The 19,151-nt window shown below is 71.1% G+C and carries 20 protein-coding genes; 7 read left to right on the forward strand and 13 right to left on the reverse strand.

All coding sequences use genetic code 11. The features are described 5' to 3' along the window. Window position 1 precedes the first annotated feature (1 nt). Genes JIW86_RS12345 through JIW86_RS12360 form a run of 4 tightly spaced genes read left to right on the forward strand, consistent with a single transcriptional unit; the run spans window position 2 to window position 3,256 of the window. Window positions 2-640, forward strand: coding sequence for a GNAT family N-acetyltransferase (locus JIW86_RS12345; protein WP_257553803.1), 639 nt, complete (start codon window positions 2-4; stop codon window positions 638-640). Beyond that, window positions 637-1,686 (forward strand): C45 family autoproteolytic acyltransferase/hydolase, encoded by a 1,050-nt coding sequence (locus tag JIW86_RS12350; RefSeq protein WP_257553804.1) that lies wholly within the window; start codon window positions 637-639, stop codon window positions 1,684-1,686. Before JIW86_RS12345 ends, JIW86_RS12350 begins: the two co-directional genes overlap by 4 nt. 44 nt (window positions 1,687-1,730) lie before the next feature. Then, entirely contained in the window at window positions 1,731-2,483 is a 753-nt protein-coding gene (locus JIW86_RS12355; RefSeq protein WP_257553805.1) for a 4'-phosphopantetheinyl transferase family protein, read from the forward strand. A 29-nt stretch (window positions 2,484-2,512) separates the two neighbouring features. Next, entirely contained in the window at window positions 2,513-3,256 is a 744-nt protein-coding gene (locus tag JIW86_RS12360; protein ID WP_257553806.1) for a hypothetical protein, read from the forward strand. 129 nt (window positions 3,257-3,385) lie between these two features. Here the strand turns inward: JIW86_RS12360 and JIW86_RS12365 are convergent, their stop codons facing one another. Both JIW86_RS12365 and JIW86_RS12370 read right to left on the reverse strand, forming a co-directional pair. Further along, on the reverse strand, window positions 3,386-4,723 hold the full coding sequence (locus JIW86_RS12365; RefSeq protein WP_257553807.1) for a class I SAM-dependent RNA methyltransferase: 1,338 nt from the start codon (window positions 4,721-4,723) through the stop codon (window positions 3,386-3,388). A 93-nt stretch (window positions 4,724-4,816) separates the two neighbouring features. Then, window positions 4,817-6,871 carry an APC family permease gene (locus tag JIW86_RS12370; protein WP_215142493.1) on the reverse strand — a complete coding sequence of 685 codons (2,055 nt, stop codon included), beginning with the start codon at window positions 6,869-6,871 and terminating at the stop codon, window positions 4,817-4,819. 209 nt (window positions 6,872-7,080) lie between these two features. Between JIW86_RS12370 and JIW86_RS12375 the strand changes: the two genes are divergently transcribed. Together JIW86_RS12375 and JIW86_RS12380 are read left to right on the forward strand one after the other, a co-directional pair. Beyond that, window positions 7,081-7,749, forward strand: a complete 669-nt coding sequence (locus tag JIW86_RS12375) for a potassium channel family protein (protein WP_215142495.1) — start codon at window positions 7,081-7,083, stop codon at window positions 7,747-7,749. Beyond that, window positions 7,746-8,408 (forward strand): potassium channel family protein, encoded by a 663-nt coding sequence (locus JIW86_RS12380; RefSeq protein ID WP_030709508.1) that lies wholly within the window; start codon window positions 7,746-7,748, stop codon window positions 8,406-8,408. The genes JIW86_RS12375 and JIW86_RS12380 overlap by 4 nt, the downstream gene beginning before the upstream one ends. A 55-nt stretch (window positions 8,409-8,463) precedes the next feature. Here the strand turns inward: JIW86_RS12380 and JIW86_RS12385 are convergent, their stop codons facing one another. From JIW86_RS12385 to JIW86_RS12415, 7 genes are all read right to left on the reverse strand, one after another. After that, on the reverse strand, window positions 8,464-9,186 hold the full coding sequence (locus tag JIW86_RS12385; RefSeq protein ID WP_257553808.1) for a DUF3159 domain-containing protein: 723 nt from the start codon (window positions 9,184-9,186) through the stop codon (window positions 8,464-8,466). Between the two features lie 3 nt (window positions 9,187-9,189). After that, window positions 9,190-9,609, reverse strand: a complete 420-nt coding sequence (locus tag JIW86_RS12390) for an OB-fold nucleic acid binding domain-containing protein (RefSeq protein WP_215142499.1) — start codon at window positions 9,607-9,609, stop codon at window positions 9,190-9,192. A gap of 25 nt (window positions 9,610-9,634) precedes the next feature. Beyond that, on the reverse strand, window positions 9,635-10,321 hold the full coding sequence (locus JIW86_RS12395) for a response regulator (protein ID WP_257553810.1): 687 nt from the start codon (window positions 10,319-10,321) through the stop codon (window positions 9,635-9,637). Further along, on the reverse strand, window positions 10,318-12,960 hold the full coding sequence (locus tag JIW86_RS12400) for a sensor histidine kinase (RefSeq protein ID WP_257553811.1): 2,643 nt from the start codon (window positions 12,958-12,960) through the stop codon (window positions 10,318-10,320). The genes JIW86_RS12395 and JIW86_RS12400 overlap by 4 nt, the downstream gene beginning before the upstream one ends. Window positions 12,961-13,145: 185 nt before the next feature. Then, window positions 13,146-13,937, reverse strand: coding sequence for a DUF3710 domain-containing protein (locus JIW86_RS12405; RefSeq protein WP_257553812.1), 792 nt, complete (start codon window positions 13,935-13,937; stop codon window positions 13,146-13,148). Window position 13,938: 1 nt separating this feature from the next. Further along, window positions 13,939-14,475, reverse strand: coding sequence for a dUTP diphosphatase (gene dut / locus JIW86_RS12410; protein WP_215142513.1), 537 nt, complete (start codon window positions 14,473-14,475; stop codon window positions 13,939-13,941). Beyond that, window positions 14,475-15,059: a PaaI family thioesterase gene (locus JIW86_RS12415; protein ID WP_215142515.1), complete on the reverse strand. Its 585-nt coding sequence runs from the start codon at window positions 15,057-15,059 to the stop codon at window positions 14,475-14,477. The genes dut and JIW86_RS12415 overlap by 1 nt, the downstream gene beginning before the upstream one ends. Window positions 15,060-15,117: 58 nt before the next feature. On the opposite strand from JIW86_RS12415, the gene JIW86_RS12420 reads away from it, so the two are divergent. Continuing rightward, complete coding sequence (locus tag JIW86_RS12420; RefSeq protein ID WP_257553813.1) at window positions 15,118-15,582, forward strand: DUF3093 domain-containing protein; 465 nt, start codon at window positions 15,118-15,120, stop codon at window positions 15,580-15,582. 11 nt (window positions 15,583-15,593) lie between these two features. Here the strand turns inward: JIW86_RS12420 and JIW86_RS12425 are convergent, their stop codons facing one another. The 4 genes from JIW86_RS12425 to JIW86_RS12440 form a co-directional block, all read right to left on the reverse strand. Next, the gene (locus tag JIW86_RS12425; protein WP_257553814.1) at window positions 15,594-16,541 is read right to left on the reverse strand and encodes an EcsC family protein; all 948 of its coding nucleotides are present in this window, start codon (window positions 16,539-16,541) and stop codon (window positions 15,594-15,596) included. Between the two features lie 12 nt (window positions 16,542-16,553). Further along, entirely contained in the window at window positions 16,554-16,850 is a 297-nt protein-coding gene (locus tag JIW86_RS12430; protein ID WP_030008769.1) for a DUF4193 domain-containing protein, read from the reverse strand. A gap of 382 nt (window positions 16,851-17,232) precedes the next feature. Next, window positions 17,233-18,474: a sensor histidine kinase gene (locus JIW86_RS12435; RefSeq protein WP_257553815.1), complete on the reverse strand. Its 1,242-nt coding sequence runs from the start codon at window positions 18,472-18,474 to the stop codon at window positions 17,233-17,235. A 4-nt stretch (window positions 18,475-18,478) separates the two neighbouring features. After that, on the reverse strand, window positions 18,479-19,132 hold the full coding sequence (locus tag JIW86_RS12440; RefSeq protein ID WP_030008767.1) for a response regulator transcription factor: 654 nt from the start codon (window positions 19,130-19,132) through the stop codon (window positions 18,479-18,481). Between the last annotated feature and the right edge of the window lie 19 nt (window positions 19,133-19,151).

The following is a 19,151-nucleotide window of genomic DNA, read 5'->3' on the forward strand; positions in this document are numbered from 1 at the left end:
CATGTCCTGGTCCCAGAAAGCGGCAGCGGTCCTGGAGAACGAGTACGTCCTGCTGCGGCCGGTCGCCGAAGCGGACCGCGAGGCCGTGCGCGCCGTCGCCATGGACCCCGACATCTGGCGCTACTTCGTCTCCGCGGTCACCGACGACGCCGACTACGCCACGTTCTTCGACGCCTGCCTGGCCGACCACGCGGCCGGCCGCCGCGCGGTCTACGTCATCGTCGACAAGGCCTCGGGCCGCGTCGCGGGCAGCATGAGCTTCGGCAACATGGCCGAGGCCGACAAGCGCCTGGAGATCGGCTGGTCCTGGCTGGGCCGCGACTTCCGCGGCAAGGGCATCAACCGCTGGGCCAAGTACCTGCTGCTGCGCCACGCGTTCGACGTCCTCGAGGCCGAGCGCGTCGAGTTCAAGACGGACATCCTCAACATCCAGGCCCGCCGCGGTCTGCGCAACATCGGCGCCGTCGAGGAAGGCACCCTGCGCAGCTTCAACTTCATGCCGGGCGGCCGCCGCCGCGACGCCATCTTCTACAGCGTCCTGCGCGCCGAATGGCCCCGAGTGGAGGAGGAGCTCGCGACGAAGCCGAAGGTCACCCCGCAGGAGCCGCAGGACGTCGCGGTGCCGAGCGCCGCCCGATGACCGGGGGCGGGGAGATACCCCTCATCCACGCGTCGGGCGACCCGTTCGCCGTGGGACGCGCCCACGGTGAGGCCCTCGCCGGTCCCCTCCGCACCTTCCTGGACGACTCGCTCTGCCGGCTGAACAAGGTCATGCCGGAGCCCGTCTCGCCGGCCGGTCTGCTGCCGTCGATCGCCGCCTACCGGGCGGCGGTCACGGCGGCGGTCCCCGCCCTGGCCGACGAGGTCTCCGGCCTCGCGGCCGGGGCCGGGATCGGGGAGGACGAGGCCTGGCTGCTGCAACTGCGCCGGGAGATCATGGGCTATCGCAAGGTGCCCACCATGGGCGACTGCACGACGTACGCCCGCACCGGTGCGGGCGGTCCGGTCCTCGCACAGACCATCGACCTCAACGGTGATCTGGACGACTATCTGAGTGTGCTGAAGGTGGAGCGGTCCGACCGGCCCGGGCGGCGCTCGCTCGTCCTGAGCTTCGGCGGGCTGCTCGGCTACCTCGGCCTCAACAGCGACGGCCTCGCGATCGGCCTCAACCTGGTGCTGGGCGGCGACTGGCGCCCCGGCGTGCCGCCGTACCTCGCCATCCGGCACCTGCTGGACTCGGCGGGCAGTGTCACCGAGGCCCTGGAGATCCTGCGCGGGCTGCCGCTGGCCAGCTCCCGCACGCTCGTCCTGTGCGACCGCGAGCGCGTCGTCTACGTCGAGGTCCTCGGCGACGAACTCCGCGTCGTGGAGGGCCCGGAGGCCGTGCACGCCAACCACTTCCTCCACCCCGACTTCGTCGCGGGCGACGAGATCAACGTCTTCGCCCGCAACTCCTCGGTCCGCAGGCTGAAGGCGGCCGGTGCCGGACTCGCCGCGCTGCCCCCGGGCTCGGGCGCCGAGGAGCACTTCGGGCTGCTGTCGCTGCCGCCGATCTGCGTACCGGACCGGGGCGACATCCGCGCCGAGCGGACCGTCGCGGCCGTGGTGATGCTGCCGGACCGGGGCGAGCTGCACGTACGGCCCGGGGATCCGTCGCTCAGCGCCACCCAGGTCTTCAGCCTGTAGTGGCCACCACCGGCCCCCACAGCACCGGAAGGAGGAGAACACACATGGACGCATGGCTGGTGGATCTGGACGAGCACGCCTGGTCACCGGCACGGTACGCGAACACCGGCACGCGCCCGGGCAGCAGGGCCCGTGCGACACCGGAAGAGGGCAGGCGCGCGGCGGAGTTCACCCGCGCGTCCTCCACCCGCCGCTTCCTGCGGGCCCGGCTGGCGGTGCGGGAGCTCCTGGGGGAACGGCTCGCCGTCCCCCCGGCGGAGCTGCGCGTCGCTCGTACGCCAGAGGGAAAACCGTATCTGCCGGACCATCCGCACCTGCACATCAGCTGGTCTCGCTCGGAACGGCTGCTGCTCCTCGCGGCGGCCGACACCGGCCCGATCGGCGTGGACATCGAATGGCTGCGGCCGATGCCCGCAGCCCTGGACGCGCTCGCCACGGTCTACCCCGCACTGCCGGTCACCGCCGAACCGGAGGTCTTCCTCCCGGCATGGACCCTGTTGGAGGCCGCGGTCAAGGCGACCGGCCTCGGGCTGGCCCGGGGTGCGAAGGACGTCGATCTCGCACTCGGCCCCGGCAACACGGTGTCGCTGCGCGGCATCGTCGGCCACGGGCCTCCGGACGCCTGGTACGGCCGTACGGAACCACTCGCGGCAAGTGGCGCGCTCCCGGCGGCCGTGGTCGCCGTGGTCACCCGGGACCGGCCCCCGATGTCTCTGAACCAGCTGCTCGGGAGAGACCGGCCGATGCCGGCGCCCACCGCGCGGAGCAGCCCGGACCCCTTCGTCCTGACCCTGTGACCGCCACCGACGCATTGAGGACCGACACGATGACCCGACCCACCGGTGTCCTGCTCAGGCTGCATGCCGTCGCCCCCGGGCTCGGCACGGCCGACCTGGCCCGCGCCGTCTCCCGCACACTGACGGGCGAGGACTCCCCGCCCGGGGGATGGAGCGCCGGTCGGCGCGGCCGGGTCCTGCGGCACGAGGGGACCAGCGCCGAGGTGACCGGCGCCTGGGACGGACCCGAGCTGTGGCTGCGGCACCGGGGCGAACCGGCCGCCGCGGCGTGGGCCACCGGACTGCTGGACGCGATCGCCACGGCTGCGGCCGGGGCGGACCGCGCTGCCGCGGCCACGGCCCTGCCCGCCGCAACGCCCGCGGACCCGGCTAGCACCCCCAGCGCGGTACCCGACACGGACGCGCCCGCCTACCTGGCCTGGCGGGCCCTGATGGCCCGCTGGCAGGTCGCCGACCACGACCTCGCGGAGATCACCGCACCGGGCCTGCTCACTGCACCGCTCCCCGCTGCCCCGTCAGCCACATCCCACCCGCCCTACCCGTACCGCCCCGAGGAGCCCGTCTTCGTCTTCGACCACATCGGCCCCCCGAAGCCGCCGCCGGGCTGGCTGCTGCGTGAATGGTTCGCCCCCGACGCGGGCCTCTACCACTGCTCGGTCGCGTCCGGCTCCCGGCTGTCCGTCCGCACGCCCGACCCGGCGGCCGGTGACCGCTGCGCGGAACTGCTGGCGGCCTGGCAGACCCTGACCGCCCGCTACGACGCGGCGGCCTGACCGCCGGGAGTAGCAGCTCCCCGGCTGCCACCAACAGAGAAAGCCGCCTCCCGCACCGGGGTGAACCCCTGGTGCGGGAGGCGGCGTTTTCGTGCTGACGGACTATCAAAGACCGCCCCAAACCGCAGGTCAGGCGCCCTTGGCGACCGGCTCCAGGATCGCCACGCACTCCACGTGGTGGGTCATCGGGAACAGGTCGAAGACGCGCAGGGTGCGGACCTTGTAGCCGTTCTCCTTGAAGTAGCCCAGGTCGCGGGCCAGGGCCGCCGGGTCGCAGGCCACGTACGCGATGCGGCGCGCCGAGAGGCCGGCGATGTGGCGGACCGTCTGCTTGCCCGCGCCCGCGCGGGGCGGGTCCAGGACGACCAGGTCGCACTCCGTGATGCCGGTCTTCGGGAGGATCTGCTCGACCTTGCCCTGCTCGATCCGGACCCGGGGGAAGTCGGTCAGGTTGTGCCGGGCGTCCTCGACCGCGCGCTTCGTCGACTCGATGCCGAGGACCGCGCCCGTCTCCCCGAGCCGCTCGGCCAGCGCGCCCGCGAAGATGCCGACGCCGCAGTAGAGGTCGAGGGCCATCTCGCCCTTGCGCGGCATCAGGCCCTGCATGACGGCCTTGATCAGGGTGTCCGCGGCCTGCGGGTGGACCTGCCAGAAGCCGCCCATGCCCACGCGGTACGTACGGCCGTCCGCGCGCTCCCGTACGAAGGGGCGGCCGTGGACCCGGTGGACCCCGCCGTCCTTCTCCTCGATGCGCAGGACCGAGACCGGCTTGTCCAGTTCCACCAGGGGCAGGCGGCCGCCGGGGCGCGGGGTCAGGACGACCTGGCGGTCGCCGGAGCCGGAGGCCGCGATGGCCTCCACCGACGCCATCTGGGGCCAGTCCTGCTTCTCGATGCCCAGCTCGCTGACGCCCGGCGCCGCGATCATGCAGTGGTCGATCAGCTCGATGTCGTGCGAGCGGTGCTTGCGCAGACCCGCGTTGCCGTCCTCGTCGATGGCGAACTGCACGCGGGTGCGCCACTGCGGCACCTGCCCGGCCGGCACCTTGTCGCCCTCGGCGGGCATGACCGTGCCGTCCCAGCCGGCCTCCTCCGGGGTGAGCCCGGCGAGCCGCTTCAGCTGCTCGGCGACGACCTCGCCCTTGAGCCGGCGCTGCGCGCCCGGCTTGGCGTGCTGCCAGTCGCAGCCGCCGCACTTGCCGGGGCCGGCGTACGGGCAGGGCGCCTCGACGCGGTCCTTGGAGGCCTCCAGCACGGTGATCGCGTCGGCGCGCAGGTAGCGGGAGTCCTCGTCGCCCTCGGTCACACGGGCGACGACCTTCTCGCCGGGCAGCGTGTGGCGCACGAACAGGACGCGGCCGTCCGAGGTCCGGGCGATGCAGTGCCCGCCGTGTGCCACGGGGCCGACCTCGACCTCGTACTCCTCCCCGACCAGTGACTGCTTCTCGTTCTGCTCGGCGCTCGTCATGGTGGGGAGACTCCAAAAAACTGAAAACGGGAAACGGCCGGACGACCGACCCACCAGTTTACGTGGATCTCGTCCGGCCGTTCACCAACCCGGTCAGCCCTTCGCGGCGGGCTTCTTCGGGGGTCGCGGGGTGTCCACCGGACCGCGGCGCACGGCGCCCGGGGCGTTCCAGTCCTGGCGCTTCTTGGCCCGCCTCTTGGCGAGCTCCGAGGACTCCAACTGGTAGGGCACCGAGGTGACCATCACACCGGGAGTGAAGAGCAGCCGGCCCTTGAGCCGCAGCGCGCTCTGGTTGTGCAGCAGGTGCTCGTACCAGCGGCCGACGACGTACTCCGGGATGTACACGCTGACCGCGTCGCGCGGGTTCTCGCTGCGCAGGCCCTTCACGTACTCCACCACCGGGCGGGTGATCTCCCGGTACGGCGAGTCGAGGATCTTGAGGGGGACGTTGATCCCGCGCCGCTCCCACTCCTCGCGCAGCGCCTTGGTCTCGGCCGCGTCGACGCTGATGCTGAGCGCCTCCAGGGTGTCCGAGCGGGTCAGCTTGGCGAAGGCCAGGGCGCGCAGCGTGGGCTTGTGCACCTTGGAGACCAGGACGATCGAGTGGACCCGGGAGGGCCGCACGCTGTCGTCGCTGGGGCCCTCGGCGGCGGCGATCTCGGCGGAGACCCGGTCGTAGTGCTTGCGGATCGCGGACATCGTGCCGTAGAAGATCACCATGCCGAGCAGGGCGACCCACGCACCGTGGGTGAACTTCGTGGCGAGGACGATGACCAGCACCATGCCGGTGAAGAAGGCGCCGAAGGCGTTGATCGCCCGGGAGCGGTGCATCCGGCGGCGGGCGGCCGGGTCGCGCTCGGACTTCAGATGGCGGTTCCAGTGCCGGACCATGCCGATCTGGCTCAGCGTGAAGGAGACGAAGACGCCGACGATGTAGAGCTGGATCAGCTTGGTCGAGTCGGCGTCGTAGAGCCACACGAGCAGGATCGCGGCGCCGGCGAGGAGCACGATGCCGTTGGAGAAGGCGAGCCGGTCGCCGCGGGTGTGCAGCTGGCGCGGCAGGTAGCGGTCCTGGGCGAGGATCGAGCCGAGCAGCGGGAAGCCGTTGTACGCGGTGTTGGCGGCCAGGAAAAGCACCAGCGCGGTGGCGGTGGCCAGCAGGATGAAGAAGAAGCTGCCGTCGCCGAACACGGCCTCGGCCACCTGCGAGATCACCGGGTTCTGGACGTATTCGGGGCCGACCGGGACGCCGTTCGACAGCAGGTCCTCGGCGGGGTTCTCGGCCATCCTCACGTCGGAGGCCATGGCCAGGCCGATGATCCCGCAGAACATGGTGACCGCAAGGCCGCCCATGTAGGCGAGGGTGCTGGCGGCGTTCTTGCTCTTGGGCTTGCGGAAGGCCGGTACGCCGTTGCTGATGGCCTCGACGCCGGTCAGGGCCGCACAGCCGGAGGAGAAAGCGCGCAACAGCAGGAAGACCATCGCGAAGCCGGCCAGACCCTCCTGCTCGGGTTTGATCTCGAGGTCGGCGGTCGGCGCCGTCATGGTCTCGTCGAGGACGATGCCCTTCCAGGCACCCCAGGCGATCATGACGAAAACGGCGGCGACGAAGACATAGGTCGGGATGGCGAAGAGCTTGCCGGACTCCTTCACGCCGCGCAGGTTCATCAGCGTGAGCAAAAGGATCATGACGGTCGCCGAGAGCACTTTGTGCTCGATGACGAAATGCACGGCGGAGCCGAGATTCTCGACTCCGGAGGAGATCGAAACGGCGACGGTCAGGACGTAGTCGACGAGCAGGGCGCTCGCCACCGTGAGACCGGCTCTGGGACCGAGGTTGGTGTTGGCGACCTCGTAGTCACCGCCGCCGCTCGGGTAGGCGTGGACGTTCTGCCGGTAGGAGGCGACCACGGTGAACATCAGCACGACGACCGCGAGCGCGATCCAGGGGCTGTACTGGTACGCCGACACACCCGCGATCGACAGGACCAGCAGGACCTCGCCGGGGGCGTACGCCACCGAGGAGAGCGGGTCGGAGGCGAAAACGGGCAGGGCGATCCGCTTGGGAAGGAGTGTTTCTCCGAGGCGGTCGCTGCGCAGCGCCCGGCCGATCAGGATCCGTTTGGGCACGTCGGTCAGTTTGGACACGCAGAGGATCGTAAGCGTTCGAAATCGGACTGACGAACCCCCCACCCCTTCACCGCACAATCCCACCGCAATTCATCCCCGAGTGCGCCGCAAGAGGTCACACTCGTGACCGCCCGTGTGTAGCTTGGGCCATGGTCTGAGACCCTGATTAGCCAGAGCATGCAATGAGGCTGTGAACCAGCGAGCCGCTGACAGCCGGAAGGACGGCCGTGCACATCGTCATCATGGGTTGCGGAAGAGTGGGTTCCGCCCTCGCGCAGACCTTGGAACAGCAGGGGCATACGGTCGCCGTCGTCGACCAGGACCCCACCGCATTCCGCCGGCTGGGGGCCGGATTCGGCGGCCGCCGCGTCACCGGGGTCGGCTTCGACCAGGACACCCTGAGGGAGGCCGGGATCGAGGAAGCGGGCGCGTTCGCCGCCGTCAGCAGTGGTGACAATTCCAACATCATCGCCGCCCGCGTGGCCCGCGAGATGTTCGGAGTCGAGAACGTCGCCGCCCGCATCTACGACCCCAAGCGCGCCGAGGTCTACCAGCGCCTCGGCATCCCCACCGTGGCCACCGTGCGGTGGACCGCCGACCAGATGCTGCGCCGGCTGCTGCCTTCGGGCGCCGAGCCGCTGTGGCGCGACCCGAGCGGCGGTGTGCAGCTCGCCGAGGTGCACACCTCGGCCGCCTGGATCGGGCACAAGGTCAGCAAGCTCCAGGAGGAGACCGGCGTCCGCGTCGCCTTCCTCACCCGCCTGGGCGAGGCGATGCTGCCCACGTCGGCGACCGTCCTCCAGGAGGGCGACCTCGTCCACGTCATGATGCGCACGGACGAGATCGACAAGGTCGAGGCGGCCTTCGCCGAGGGGCCTGAGGAGGCACACGCATGAGAGTCGCGATCGCCGGGGCAGGCGCGGTGGGCCGTTCCATCGCGGGCGAGCTGCTGGAGAACGGCCACGAGGTGCTCCTGGTCGACAAGGCCCCGACCGCCATCTCGGTGGAACGGGTGCCGCAGGCCGAGTGGCTGCTGGCCGACGCCTGCGAGATCACCTCGCTGGACGAGGCGGCGCTGCAGCGCTGCAACGTGGTCATCGCGGCGACCGGTGACGACAAGGTCAACCTCGTCGTCTCGCTGCTCGCCAAGACCGAGTACGGGGTCCCGCGCGTGGTGGCCCGCGTCAACAACCCGAAGAACGAGTGGCTCTTCAACGAGTCCTGGGGCGTCGACGTCGCGGTCTCCACGCCGCGCCTGATGTCGGCCCTGGTCGAGGAGGCCGTCAGCGTCGGCGACCTGGTGCGGCTGCTGCGCTTCAGCCACGGCGACGCCAACCTCGTCGAGCTGACCCTGCCGGCCGACTCCTCGGTCGCGGGCACCCAGATCAGCGAGATCACCTGGCCCGAGGACACCTCGCTGGTCACGATCATCCGCGGCAACCGGGTCCTCACCCCGCACGGGGAGGAAACCCTGGAGCCGGGCGACGAACTCCTCTTCGTGGCCGCCCAGGCCCGGGAGGAACAACTGGAGGACCTCCTCCAGGCCCGCGGCTAGTACGACGAAGGGGCGGGGGTGACCGGATGGTCACCCCCGCCCCTTCACGTCGGTCTCAGGATCCCGGCTTCCCCGCGGCAGCCTCCTTGGCCTCCCACTCCGCGATCACGTCGATCGGCGGCGGCGCCTTCGCCAGGAAGACCCAGGTGAAGTACACCGCGAGCACCATCGGCGGAAGCTTCAGCGCGATCAGCACCCAGCCGAGCTGCGTCGCGTCGCCCCACCAGTACAGCGGGAAGAGGATCGCGTACTTGGCGAGGAAGATCAGGCCCCAGGCCAGGCTGGCCTTGACGTACGCCTTCTTGCGACCGGGGTTGCGGGTGCGCCAGGACAGGTTCTCCTTGAACACCGGGCCCAGGATCACGCCCAGCAGCGGGAAGCCCACCAGCGCCGAGACCGTGAACGCCACGCCCAGGCCGACGCCGTAGATCATGCCCGGCAGGTAGAAGCCCTTGGCGCTGCCCGTGAACAGCGCGAAGGCCACGCCCACGCCCACGCCGAAGACCCCGCTGAAGGCGTGCTTGACGGTGTCCTTGCGCAGCAGCCGCACGATCACCAGCAGCACCGCGACCGCGCCCGCCGCGATGGCCGAGAGCTTCACGTCCTTGTTGATCGTGTAGATCATGACGAAGAGCAGCCCGGGGAGCATCGTCTCCACGGTGCCCCGGATGCCTCCGAAGGCGTCGAACAGCGCCGCCTGCGTCACCGCGCGCTGGTCGTCGGCGGGAGCGCCGGATGCGGCGGGATCTGGGGTGGTCGGTTTGTCGAGTGACGTCACCGGTTAGTGCTCCTGTCCGAGCGGTCGGAGTTCGTACTTCGGGTTGAAGAGCACCCGACGGCCGTGGGTCATGGAGATCCGCCCTGAGGCGATCATGCGCCGGCCGGGCTCGATTCCCACGATCGAGCGACGCCCGAGCCACACCACGTCCAGCGGGGCCGAGCCGTCGAACAGCTCCGCCTCCAGGGCGGGGACGCCCGCGCGCGGCCGCAAGGTGACGGTACGCAGGGTTCCGGTCACCTTGACTATCTGCCGGTCGTGGCAGTCGCAGATCCGCGTGCACCCCGCGGCTTCTGCGTCCTCTTGCAGCTCCGCCGAATGCAGCTCCTCCTGCGAGGTGGACAGCCGCTCTATCATCCGGCGGAACCGGCCCACCGGCCTGGCCGGCTTCGCGGGCTTCTCGGGACGCGGTTCAGCACTCATACAAGGAAGCGTACCGGCGTGCCCGCTACCTCTCGAAGCGGTATCCCATGCCCGGTTCGGTGATGAAGTGCCGCGGGTGCGAGGGGTTGCTCTCGAGTTTACGCCGCAGTTGTGCCATGTAGACCCGCAGGTAGTTCGTCTCCGTGCCGTACGAGGGGCCCCAGACCTCCTGCAGCAGCTGCCGCTGGCTGACCAGCTTGCCGCCGTTGCGGACCAGGACCTCCAGCAGGTGCCACTCGGTGGGCGTGAGCCGTACGTCGCGCCCCTCCCGCACGGCCTTCTTAGCGGCCAGGTCCACCGTGAAGGCCTCGGTCTCCACGACCACCTCGTCCTCGCCGGATCCGGCGGGCGGCTCGGCCCGGCGGACGGCGGCGCGCAGCCGGGCCAGCAGCTCGTCCATGCCGAAGGGCTTGGTGACGTAGTCGTCCGCGCCCGCGTCCAGCGCGTCGACCTTCTCGTCGGAGGTGTGGCGGGCGGAGAGGACCAGGATCGGCACCCGGGTCCAGCCGCGCAGGCCCTTGATCACCTCGATGCCGTCCATGTCGGGCAGGCCGAGGTCGAGGACGACCACGTCGGGGTGGCGGGCCGCCGCGAGCTCCAGGGCGCTGGCCCCGTCGGCGGCCGCGTCGACCTCGTACTTGCGTGCCTTCAGATTGATCACGAGGGCTCGGACGATCTGCGGCTCGTCTTCCACCACGAGCACCCGGGTCATTGGGGTCCTGCCTTCTGTCGCATCATCCGATCACGGTCGTGATCGCGTTCCACTGTGTCCGCTCCGGCGCCGGTGTCCGCATCGGCGGCGAGGGTGCGGGCCTCGCCGTCCACCGTCGCGCGGGCCGGTGTGCCGTCCCGCGCCGCCGCTCGCAGGGTCAGCACCATGGTCAGGCCGCCGCCGGGGGTGTCCTCGGCCGCGAGGGTGCCGTCCATCGCCTCGGCGAAGCCCCGGGCGACGGCGAGCCCGAGGCCCACCCCGGCCCCGCGCGGCGCGTCCCCGTGCCGCTGGAAGGGGGCGAATATCCTGTCCTTGGCCTCGTCGGGAACGCCGGGCCCCCGGTCGACGACCCGCACCTCGACCCGGTCGCCGAGGAAGCTGGCCGCCACCAGCACCCGCTCCCCCGGCGGGCTGTACTTGACCGCGTTCTCGACCACGTTGGCCACGGTCCGCTCCAGCAGCCCCGGGTCCACCGCCACCATCGGCAGCGTCTCGGGCACGTCGAGCACCACGCTGCCCTCCGGTACGCCGCCCAGCGCCATCGGGACCACCTCGTCGAGGTCGATCTCCCGGATCAGCGGGGTGACGGTGCCGGTCTGCAGCCGGGACATGTCCAGCAGGTTGCCCACGAGGTGGTCGAGCCGGTCCGCGCCGTCCTCGATGCCTTCGAGGAGCTCGGCCCGGTCCTCCTCGGACCATTCCACGTCGGCGGAGCGCAACGAGCTCACGGAGGCCTTGATCGAGGCCAGGGGCGTACGCAGGTCATGGCTGACGGCGGCCAGCAGCGCGGTCCGGATCCGGTTGCCCTCGGCCATCCGGCGGGCCTCCTCGGCCTCCCCGACCAGCCGCTGCCGGTCCAGGACCACGGCCGCCTGGGCGGCGAAGGCGCCGAGCACACGGCGGTCCTCGGCGGGCAGCACCCGCCCCGACAGGGCCAGCGCCATGTGGTCGCCGATGGGCATGTCGACGTCGGCGTCCTCGGGCCGGTCCGCGGGCCTGGGGCCGACGCTGGCGGCCGGCTTCCACGGCTCGACCTCGCCCGCGCGCTCCAGCAGGGCCACGGACTCCATGGCGAAGGTCTCGCGCACCCGCTCCAGCAGCGCCTCCAGGCTGGTCTCCCCGCGCAGCACGCTGCCGGCCAGGAACGAGAGGATCTCGGACTCGGCGCGCAGCCGCGCCGCCTGGTGCGTGCGCCGGGCGGCCAGGTCCACCACGGAGGCCACCGAGACGGCGACGCCGAAGAAGACGGCGATGGCGACGATGTTCTTGGGGTCGGAGACCGTGAACCGGTGCAGCGGCGGGGCGAAGAAGTAGTTCAGCAGCAGCGATCCGACGGCGGCGGAGGCCAGGGCCGGCCAGAGTCCGCCCAGCAGCGCGGCCGCCACCGTCAGCGCCAGGAAGAGCAGCATGTCGTTGGCGAGCCCGAGGTCCGCGTCCACGTGCGTGAGCAGCAGGCAGAGCAGCACCGGCAGGGCCACGCCCACCACCCAGCCGGCCACGATCCGGGGCCGCCCCAGGCGGGCCGCCGAGCGGACCACGGGCAGCCCGCGGCCCCTGGCCACCTCCTCGTGCGTGACGATGTGGACGTCGAGGTCGGGCCCCGAGTCGCGGGCCACGGTGGCGCCGACGCCGGGGCCGAAGACGTACTGCCAGGCCTTGCGGCGGCTGGAGCCGAGCACGATCTGGGTGGCGTTGACCCCCCGGGCGAAGGCGAGCAGCGCCTCGGGGACGTTGTCGCCGATCACATGGTGAAACGTTCCGCCTAGATCCTCCACCAGCGTCCGCTGGACGGCGAGCTCCTTCGGCGAGGCCGCGGTCAGCCCGTCGCTGCGGGCGATGTAGACGGCCAGGATCTCGCTCCCCGAGCCCTTGGCCGCCATCCGGGAGGCGCGCCGGATGAGCGTGCGCCCCTCCGGCCCGCCGGTGAGCCCCACGACGATCCGCTCCCGGGCCTGCCAGGTGGAGCGGATGCCGTGCTCACCGCGGTACTGCTGGAGGTACTCGTCGGCCCGGTCGGCCACCCACAGCAGTGCGAGCTCGCGCAGGGCGGTCAGGTTGCCGGGGCGGAAGTAGTTGGACAGGGCCGCGTCGACCTTGTCCGGCTTGTAGATGTTCCCGTGCGCCATCCGCCGGCGCAGCGCCTGCGGGGACATGTCGACGAGCTCGATCTGGTCGGCCCGTCGCACCACCTCGTCCGGCACCGTCTCCCGCTGCCGGACCCCGGTGATCGACTCGACCACGTCCCCGAGGGACTCCAGGTGCTGGATGTTGACGGTCGACACCACGTCGATGCCGGCCCGCAGCAGCTCCTCCACGTCCTGCCAGCGCTTGGCGTTGCGCGAACCGGGCACATTGGTGTGCGCGAGCTCGTCCACGAGCGCCACGGCCGGCCGCCGGGCGAGGACGGCGTCCACGTCCATCTCGGTGAAGGCCGCCCCGCGGTAGGTCAGCTCCCCGCGCGCCACCTGTTCCAGGCCGTGCAGCATGACCTCCGTGCGCGGCCGCCCGTGGTGCTCGACGAACCCGACGACGCAGTCGGCTCCCCGCTCCACCCTGCGGTGGCCCTCGGAGAGCATCGCGTAGGTCTTGCCCACACCGGGTGCCGCGCCGAGATAGATCCTTAGCTTGCCGCGTCCCATGCGCCCATTCTCGGGGACGTCCGTGCGGTCCACGCACCGATGGCGGGCCGGACGCACATCCCTGACGGATCTCTGACGCGGTCGCGCGAAAAGCCGGTGGGCCCCACCCGAAGAGGTGGGGCCCACCGGCCGAAAAACATGACGCTCCCCCCAGGCCCGGTCCGGGCGCGGGGGTCACACCGGGGTCAGCGGACCTCGGTGATCTCCGGGCCGCGCTCGAGCTGGCCCATGCCACCGCCGAAGCGGGAGCCTTCCTGGTCCTCCGTCTGCACGCCGTCCGGCACCATCTGGGCGTCGTTCGGCAGCTTCAGGACGATCGGGTCGCGGGGAGCCATCGGGCCGTCACCGCGGACCACGACGGTGTCGCGGAAGATCTGCTCGAGGACACCCGCCGACTCGGGGCGCACCGCGCCCTGGCCGGAGATGACACCGCGCAGGAACCAGCGCGGACCGTCGACGCCGATGAAACGGACCAGCTGTGCGCCGGTCTGCCCGTCCGGCAGCGGTACGGGAACCTGTGCGCGCAGCTCCCAGCCCAGCGGACCCTCGACCTCGTCGATGATGCCGCCCTGCTGGGTGATGCCCGCGGCGATCTCCTCGCGGACCTCGCCCCAGATGCCTTCCTTGCGCGGTGCGGCGAAGGCCTGCAGCTGTACGGCGCTGTCGCCCAGGACGATGGTCGCGGCGACGATCGCGTCACCGGCGACCTCGACCCGCAGCTCCATGCCCTCGACCCCGGGTACGAAGACGCCACCCAGGTCGACCCGGCCGTCGGCCGGGTTGCCGAGCACCTCGGAGACGTCCCAGGGGCCGTCGGGCCGCGGGGCCGGCGGCAGGTTCACGCGGCGCGGCTGGGCCGCGTCGAGCTCCTCGGCGCCGTCCTGATCGCCGGCGTCCAGGCCGGACACACGGCCATCGACCTGCTCGGCCGCGCCGCCGTCCTTGGCGGAATCGTTCTTCTTGCGACGTCCGAACACGTCACTGTCCTTCCCGGTCGGTTACGACCGAAGCGTAGCCATTCCCACCCTGCTGACCAGCGCCGGATCCGGCCACGGCCGGATGACCGCCGGTGGAGCCGAAACCCCCCTCGGCCCGGGCCGAGCCGGGAAGTTCCGCCACCTCGTGGAAGCGCACCTTCTCGACCCGCTGGACAACCAGCTGGGCAATGCGGTCGAAACGCTCGAACCGAACGCTCTCGCGCGGGTCGAGATTGACCACGATCACCTTGATCTCCCCACGGTACCCGGCATCCACCGTCCCCGGGGCATTCACGAGCGCGAGCCCGCAGCGGGCGGCCAGGCCCGACCGCGGGTGCACGAAGGCCGCGTACCCGTCGGGCAGGGCGATGGACACCCCGGTGGGGAGTACGGTCCGCTCGCCGGGCTCCAGCTCGGCGGCCTGGGTGGTCACCAGGTCGCAGCCGGCGTCACCGGGGTGACTGTAGGCGGGGAGGGGCACCTCGGGGTCGACGCGGCGGATCAACACGTCGACCGGTGCGTACTCGTTCTGGGACATCAGGGGTTCACCTCGAAGGCGCGTGCGCGCCTGACCTGGTCCGGGTCGGCCATCGCCGCCCGGATCTCCTCGGGCCGACCGTTGTCGATGAAGTGGTCGACCTTCACCTCGATGAAGAGCGCGTCCGCCCGCACGGCCACGAGGCCCTCGGGCCCGCCTATCCGGCCGACCGCCGTGGAGTAGATCTTCCGCCCGGCCACGGCGGTGACCTCGGCCTCCAGGTACAGCACGGTGTCCACCGGCACGGGCCGTACGAAGTCGGTCTCCAGCCGCCCCGTCACGGCGATGACGCGCAGCAGCCAGTTCAGCGAGCCGAGCGTCTCGTCGAGCGCCGTGGCCAGCACGCCGCCGTGGGCGAGACCGGGGGCACCCTGGTGCGCGGGCTTGACGGTGAACTCGGCGGTGACGCGCACGCCCTCGCCCGCACGGGCCTCCAGGTGGAGTCCGTGCGGCTGGCCCTCGCCGCAGCCGAAGCAGTGCTCGTAGTGCGCGCCGAGGAGCTCGCCCGGTGCCGGTGCATCGGGGTGCCGGACCGGCGCGGTGGCATCGGCCGGGGGCGTCAACGCTGTGTTTCGTCCACTCACAGCCGCAGACCTTACCCGCGCCGCTACCCGCCGGTCGCCTCGTGGCAGGCTTGAGCTCATGCAGCTCTCCCCCGCGCACCACGACGAACGTCTGACCGCCCCCCGCTCCTGGTGGGGCATCGCCGTACTCATCGGTCTCGCGTGCGCGCTGATGCTGCTGCCGCTGGGCACGCTGCCGCTGCTGACCGGACTGGTCGGGGGCACCGGGCTGGCCGGGCTGCTGGTGAGTTCGTACGGTTCCGCGCGCGTGCGCGTGGTGAACGGCGCGCTGGCGGCGGGGGACGCGCGGATCCCGGTGACGGCCCTGGGTGATCCCGAGATCCTGGACGCCGAGGAGTCGCGCGCCTGGCGCACGTACAAGGCCGACACCCGCGCCTTCATGCTGTTGCGCAGCTACGTGCCGACGGCGGTCCGCGTCGAGGTGACCGACCCGGCGGACCCGACCCCGTACCTCTACGTCTCCACCCGCGAGCCGCAGGCCCTGGTCTCGGCGATCCGCGCGGCGCGCGCACAGGCGGCCTGACCGGCCCGGCCTCAGCCGTCCGTACCGGGGTCCATGCCCTCGAGTGCGGCCCTGGCGGCCTCGGGAAGGGGCTTGGAGGGCTGTTCCAGGGGCGGGAGCTGCCGCAGTGCATCCCACGCCACCGCCCGGCCCCGCAGGTCCGTACGCACCTTCTCTGCGACTTTGCGGGTGTCGCGGCGATTCATCACCGCTCCGACGGCCGCACCGACCATGAACGGCATGAGGTTGGGCAGGCTGCGGAACATCCGCTTCATGATCTGTTGGCGCAGTTCGCGCTTCATCTGACCGCCGAGCGCCGCGTTCAGCGTCGTCGGCTTGGTCAGGTCGATGCCGCGCTCCTCGGTCCACGCGGTGAGGTAGGCGAGGCTGCGCTCCTTGAGCGCGCCGGGCGGGCGCAGGCCGTAGACCTCGTGGAGCTCGGCGACGAGCTTGATTTCGATCGCGGCGACGGAGGTGATCTCCGCGGCCAGCTCCGCCGGCATGGCGGGCGGGACGGGCAGCATGGCCGCCGCTCCGATGCCCGCGCCGACGGTGGAGGTGGCGTTCGCGGCTCCGGAGATCAGCTTGTCGGCAAGCTGATCGGGGCCGAGGCCCGGGAACTGCGCGCGCAGGGTCGCGAGGTCCCGAACCGGAACGCGTGGTGCGTTCTCGATGATCCATTCGGCGATGTACAGGACGGCGCCCCTGACGCTTCCGCCGCCCTTGCGTACACCGTTCTTGACTGCTTGCAGCCGACGAGCCCCGGACCGGTGCCGGGCCTCCTCGTCGGCCCCTGTGGCCGACGGCACCGCCGAGGCGGTGTCGGAGGGCACGATGGCGGTACCCATGGCGGAGCCGCCGGAGGTTCCAGGACTCGTTACCGGGTCCGTGGTTCCCGCCTGCGTCTCCGCCGGATCACCAGATTTTCGGAGGCGGCGCTTCCGACCGTGCTTCCGAAAAAAGGGTGTCGAGCCAGCCACGGCCGACGCCTCTCAGTCGCAGTCGCGGCAGATCGGCTGACCGTTCTTCTCACGTGCCAGCTGGCTGCGGTGGTGCACCAGGAAGCAGCTCATGCAGGTGAACTCGTCGGCCTGCTTCGGCAGGACCCGGACGGCCAGCTCCTCGTTGGAGAGGTCCGCGCCGGGAAGCTCCATGCTCTCGACCGAGTCGAATTCGTCCATGTCCGCGGACGAGGTCGACTTCTCGTTACGTCGGGCCTTCAGCTCTTCAATGCTGTCGTTGTCGACGTCGTCGTCGGTCTTGCGTGGGGTGTCGTAGTCCGTTGCCATTGTTCGCTCTCCCCCTCTGGGTGTTAGCGGTGTCTCAGCGCACGTAACGCGCGAGAGGCCGGACTTGTGCCCGACCTGAGGCGGAGATTTTGCCTCACATCAAGGTCTGTTACTCAATCGACACCCAGCCGCCTGCCTGAAGGAGCAATCAGCTGGGATGACGACCGGGACCGTACACGGTCCGGGGGCCGTCTTGCACAAACGCCACCCCGTGTATTTCCCGCCATTCGGGGGGCCGGAAACCCGGACTTCCCGGGCGTTCCGGCCGCGATCGGGTCACAGAACGCACATGGTCCGACACTCGGGCATGTGATCGATCACACAGACCGGGTTGTCTTCACAGGGCAAGCATTCAGCCAAAAGCGAACACGGGGTGGAGAACTCACAAGGGAAGAGTGACACGCATCACGAGCCCACCGCCTTCCCGGGGGATCGCCTGGATTCGTCCGCCGTGTGCGCGGGCCACGGAGCGCGCGATCGAGAGGCCGAGCCCGACACCCTTGTCGCTGCCCGTTCGCTCCGTACGCAGCCGCCTGAAGGGCTCGAAGAGGTTGTCCACCTCGTACGCGGGAACGACCGGACCGGTGTTCGACACCACGAGGACCGCCTGGCCGTGCTGGGCCTCGGTGGTGACCTCCACCCAGCCGCCCTCCGGCACGTTGTACCGGACGGCGTTCTGCACCAGGTTGAGGGCGATCCGCTCCAGCAGCACGCCGTTGCCCTGGATGACGGCCAGCGCGCGCTCGCCGCGGATCTCCACGCCCTTCGCCTCGGCCTCCCCGCGCACCTGGTCGAGGGCGCGCGAGGCGACCTCCGCCAGGTCCACGGGCTTGCGCTCGACGATCTGGTTCTCGCTGCGGGCCAGCAGCAGCAGGCCCTCGACCAGCTGCTCGCTGCGCTCGTTGGTGGCGAGCAGGGTCTTCCCGAGCTGCTGGAGCTCGACCGGGGCCCCCGGATCGGAGAGGTGCACCTCCAGCAGGGTCCGGTTGATCGCGAGCGGGGTCCGCAGCTCGTGCGAGGCGTTCGCGACGAACCGCTGCTGGGCCGTGAAGGCCCGCTCCAGCCGGTCGAGCATCTCGTCGAAGGTGTCGGCGAGCTCCATGAGCTCGTCGTCCGGCCCGTCCAGCTCGATCCGCCGGGTCAGGTCGGAGCCGACGACCCGGCGGGCGGTCCGGGTGATCTTGCCGAGCGGCGAGAGCACCCGGCCGGCCATCGCGTAGCCGAAGGCGAAGGCGATGATGCTCAGCCCCAGCAGGGCCATCAGCGAGCGGCTCAGCAGGTCGTCCAGCGCGTGCCGGCGCTGTTCGAGCATGCACTGGCCGATCGCGGCGTTGAAGTCGTTGGGCGTCAGCTGGCCCACCACGCCCGGGCAGGTACTGCTGGTGACCTTCACCTCGCCGCCGACGATCTGGAACGGGGGCGCGTTGCCCTCCCGCAGGGCCTGGGCCGCCAGCAGGTAGATGATCGACAGCAGCAGGATGCCGGCGATCAGGAACATCCCGCCGTACAGCAGCGTGAGGCGTATGCGGATGGTCGGCCGCAGCCAAGGGAAAGGACCCTCGGGCTGGCCGGGGTCCCAGGTGGGTTTCGGTGGCGCGACCGGTGGCGCCGGATTGGCGGGCACGCGCTCAGATCCGGTATCCGGAGCCCGGCACGGTCACGATGACCGGCGGCTCGCCCAGCTTGCGCCGCAGGGTCATCACGGTCACCCGTACGACGTTGGTGAAGGGGTCGGTGTTCTCGTCCCAGGCCTTCTCCAGCAGCTGCTCCGCGGAGACCACGGTCCCCTCGCTGCGCATGAGGACCTCCAGCACCGCGAACTCCTTGGGCGCCAGCTGCACCTCCTTGCCCTCGCGGAACACCTCGCGCCGGTTCGGGTCCAGCTTGATCCCGGCCCGCTCCAGTACGGGCGGCAGCGCGACGGTGGTGCGCCGCCCGAGGGCCCGCACGCGGGCGGTCAGCTCGGTGAAGGCGAAGGGCTTGGGCAGGTAGTCGTCCGCCCCGAGCTCCAGGCCCTCCACGCGGTCGCTGACATCTCCGGAGGCGGTCAGCATCAGCACGCGCGTGGGCATGCCGAGCTCGACGATCTTCCGGCAGACGTCGTCACCGTGCACGAGCGGGAGGTCCCGGTCGAGGACGACCACGTCGTAGTCGTTCACCCCGACACGCTCCAGGGCGGCGGCGCCGTCGTACACGACGTCCACGGCCATGGCCTCCCGGCGCAGTCCGGTGGCCACAGCATCGGCGAGCAGCTGCTCGTCCTCGACGACGAGTACGCGCACGTCGTTTCCTTCCTCCGAG

It is taken from the genome of Streptomyces sp. NBC_00162 (assembly GCF_024611995.1).
GTDB lineage: Bacteria > Actinomycetota > Actinomycetes > Streptomycetales > Streptomycetaceae > Streptomyces.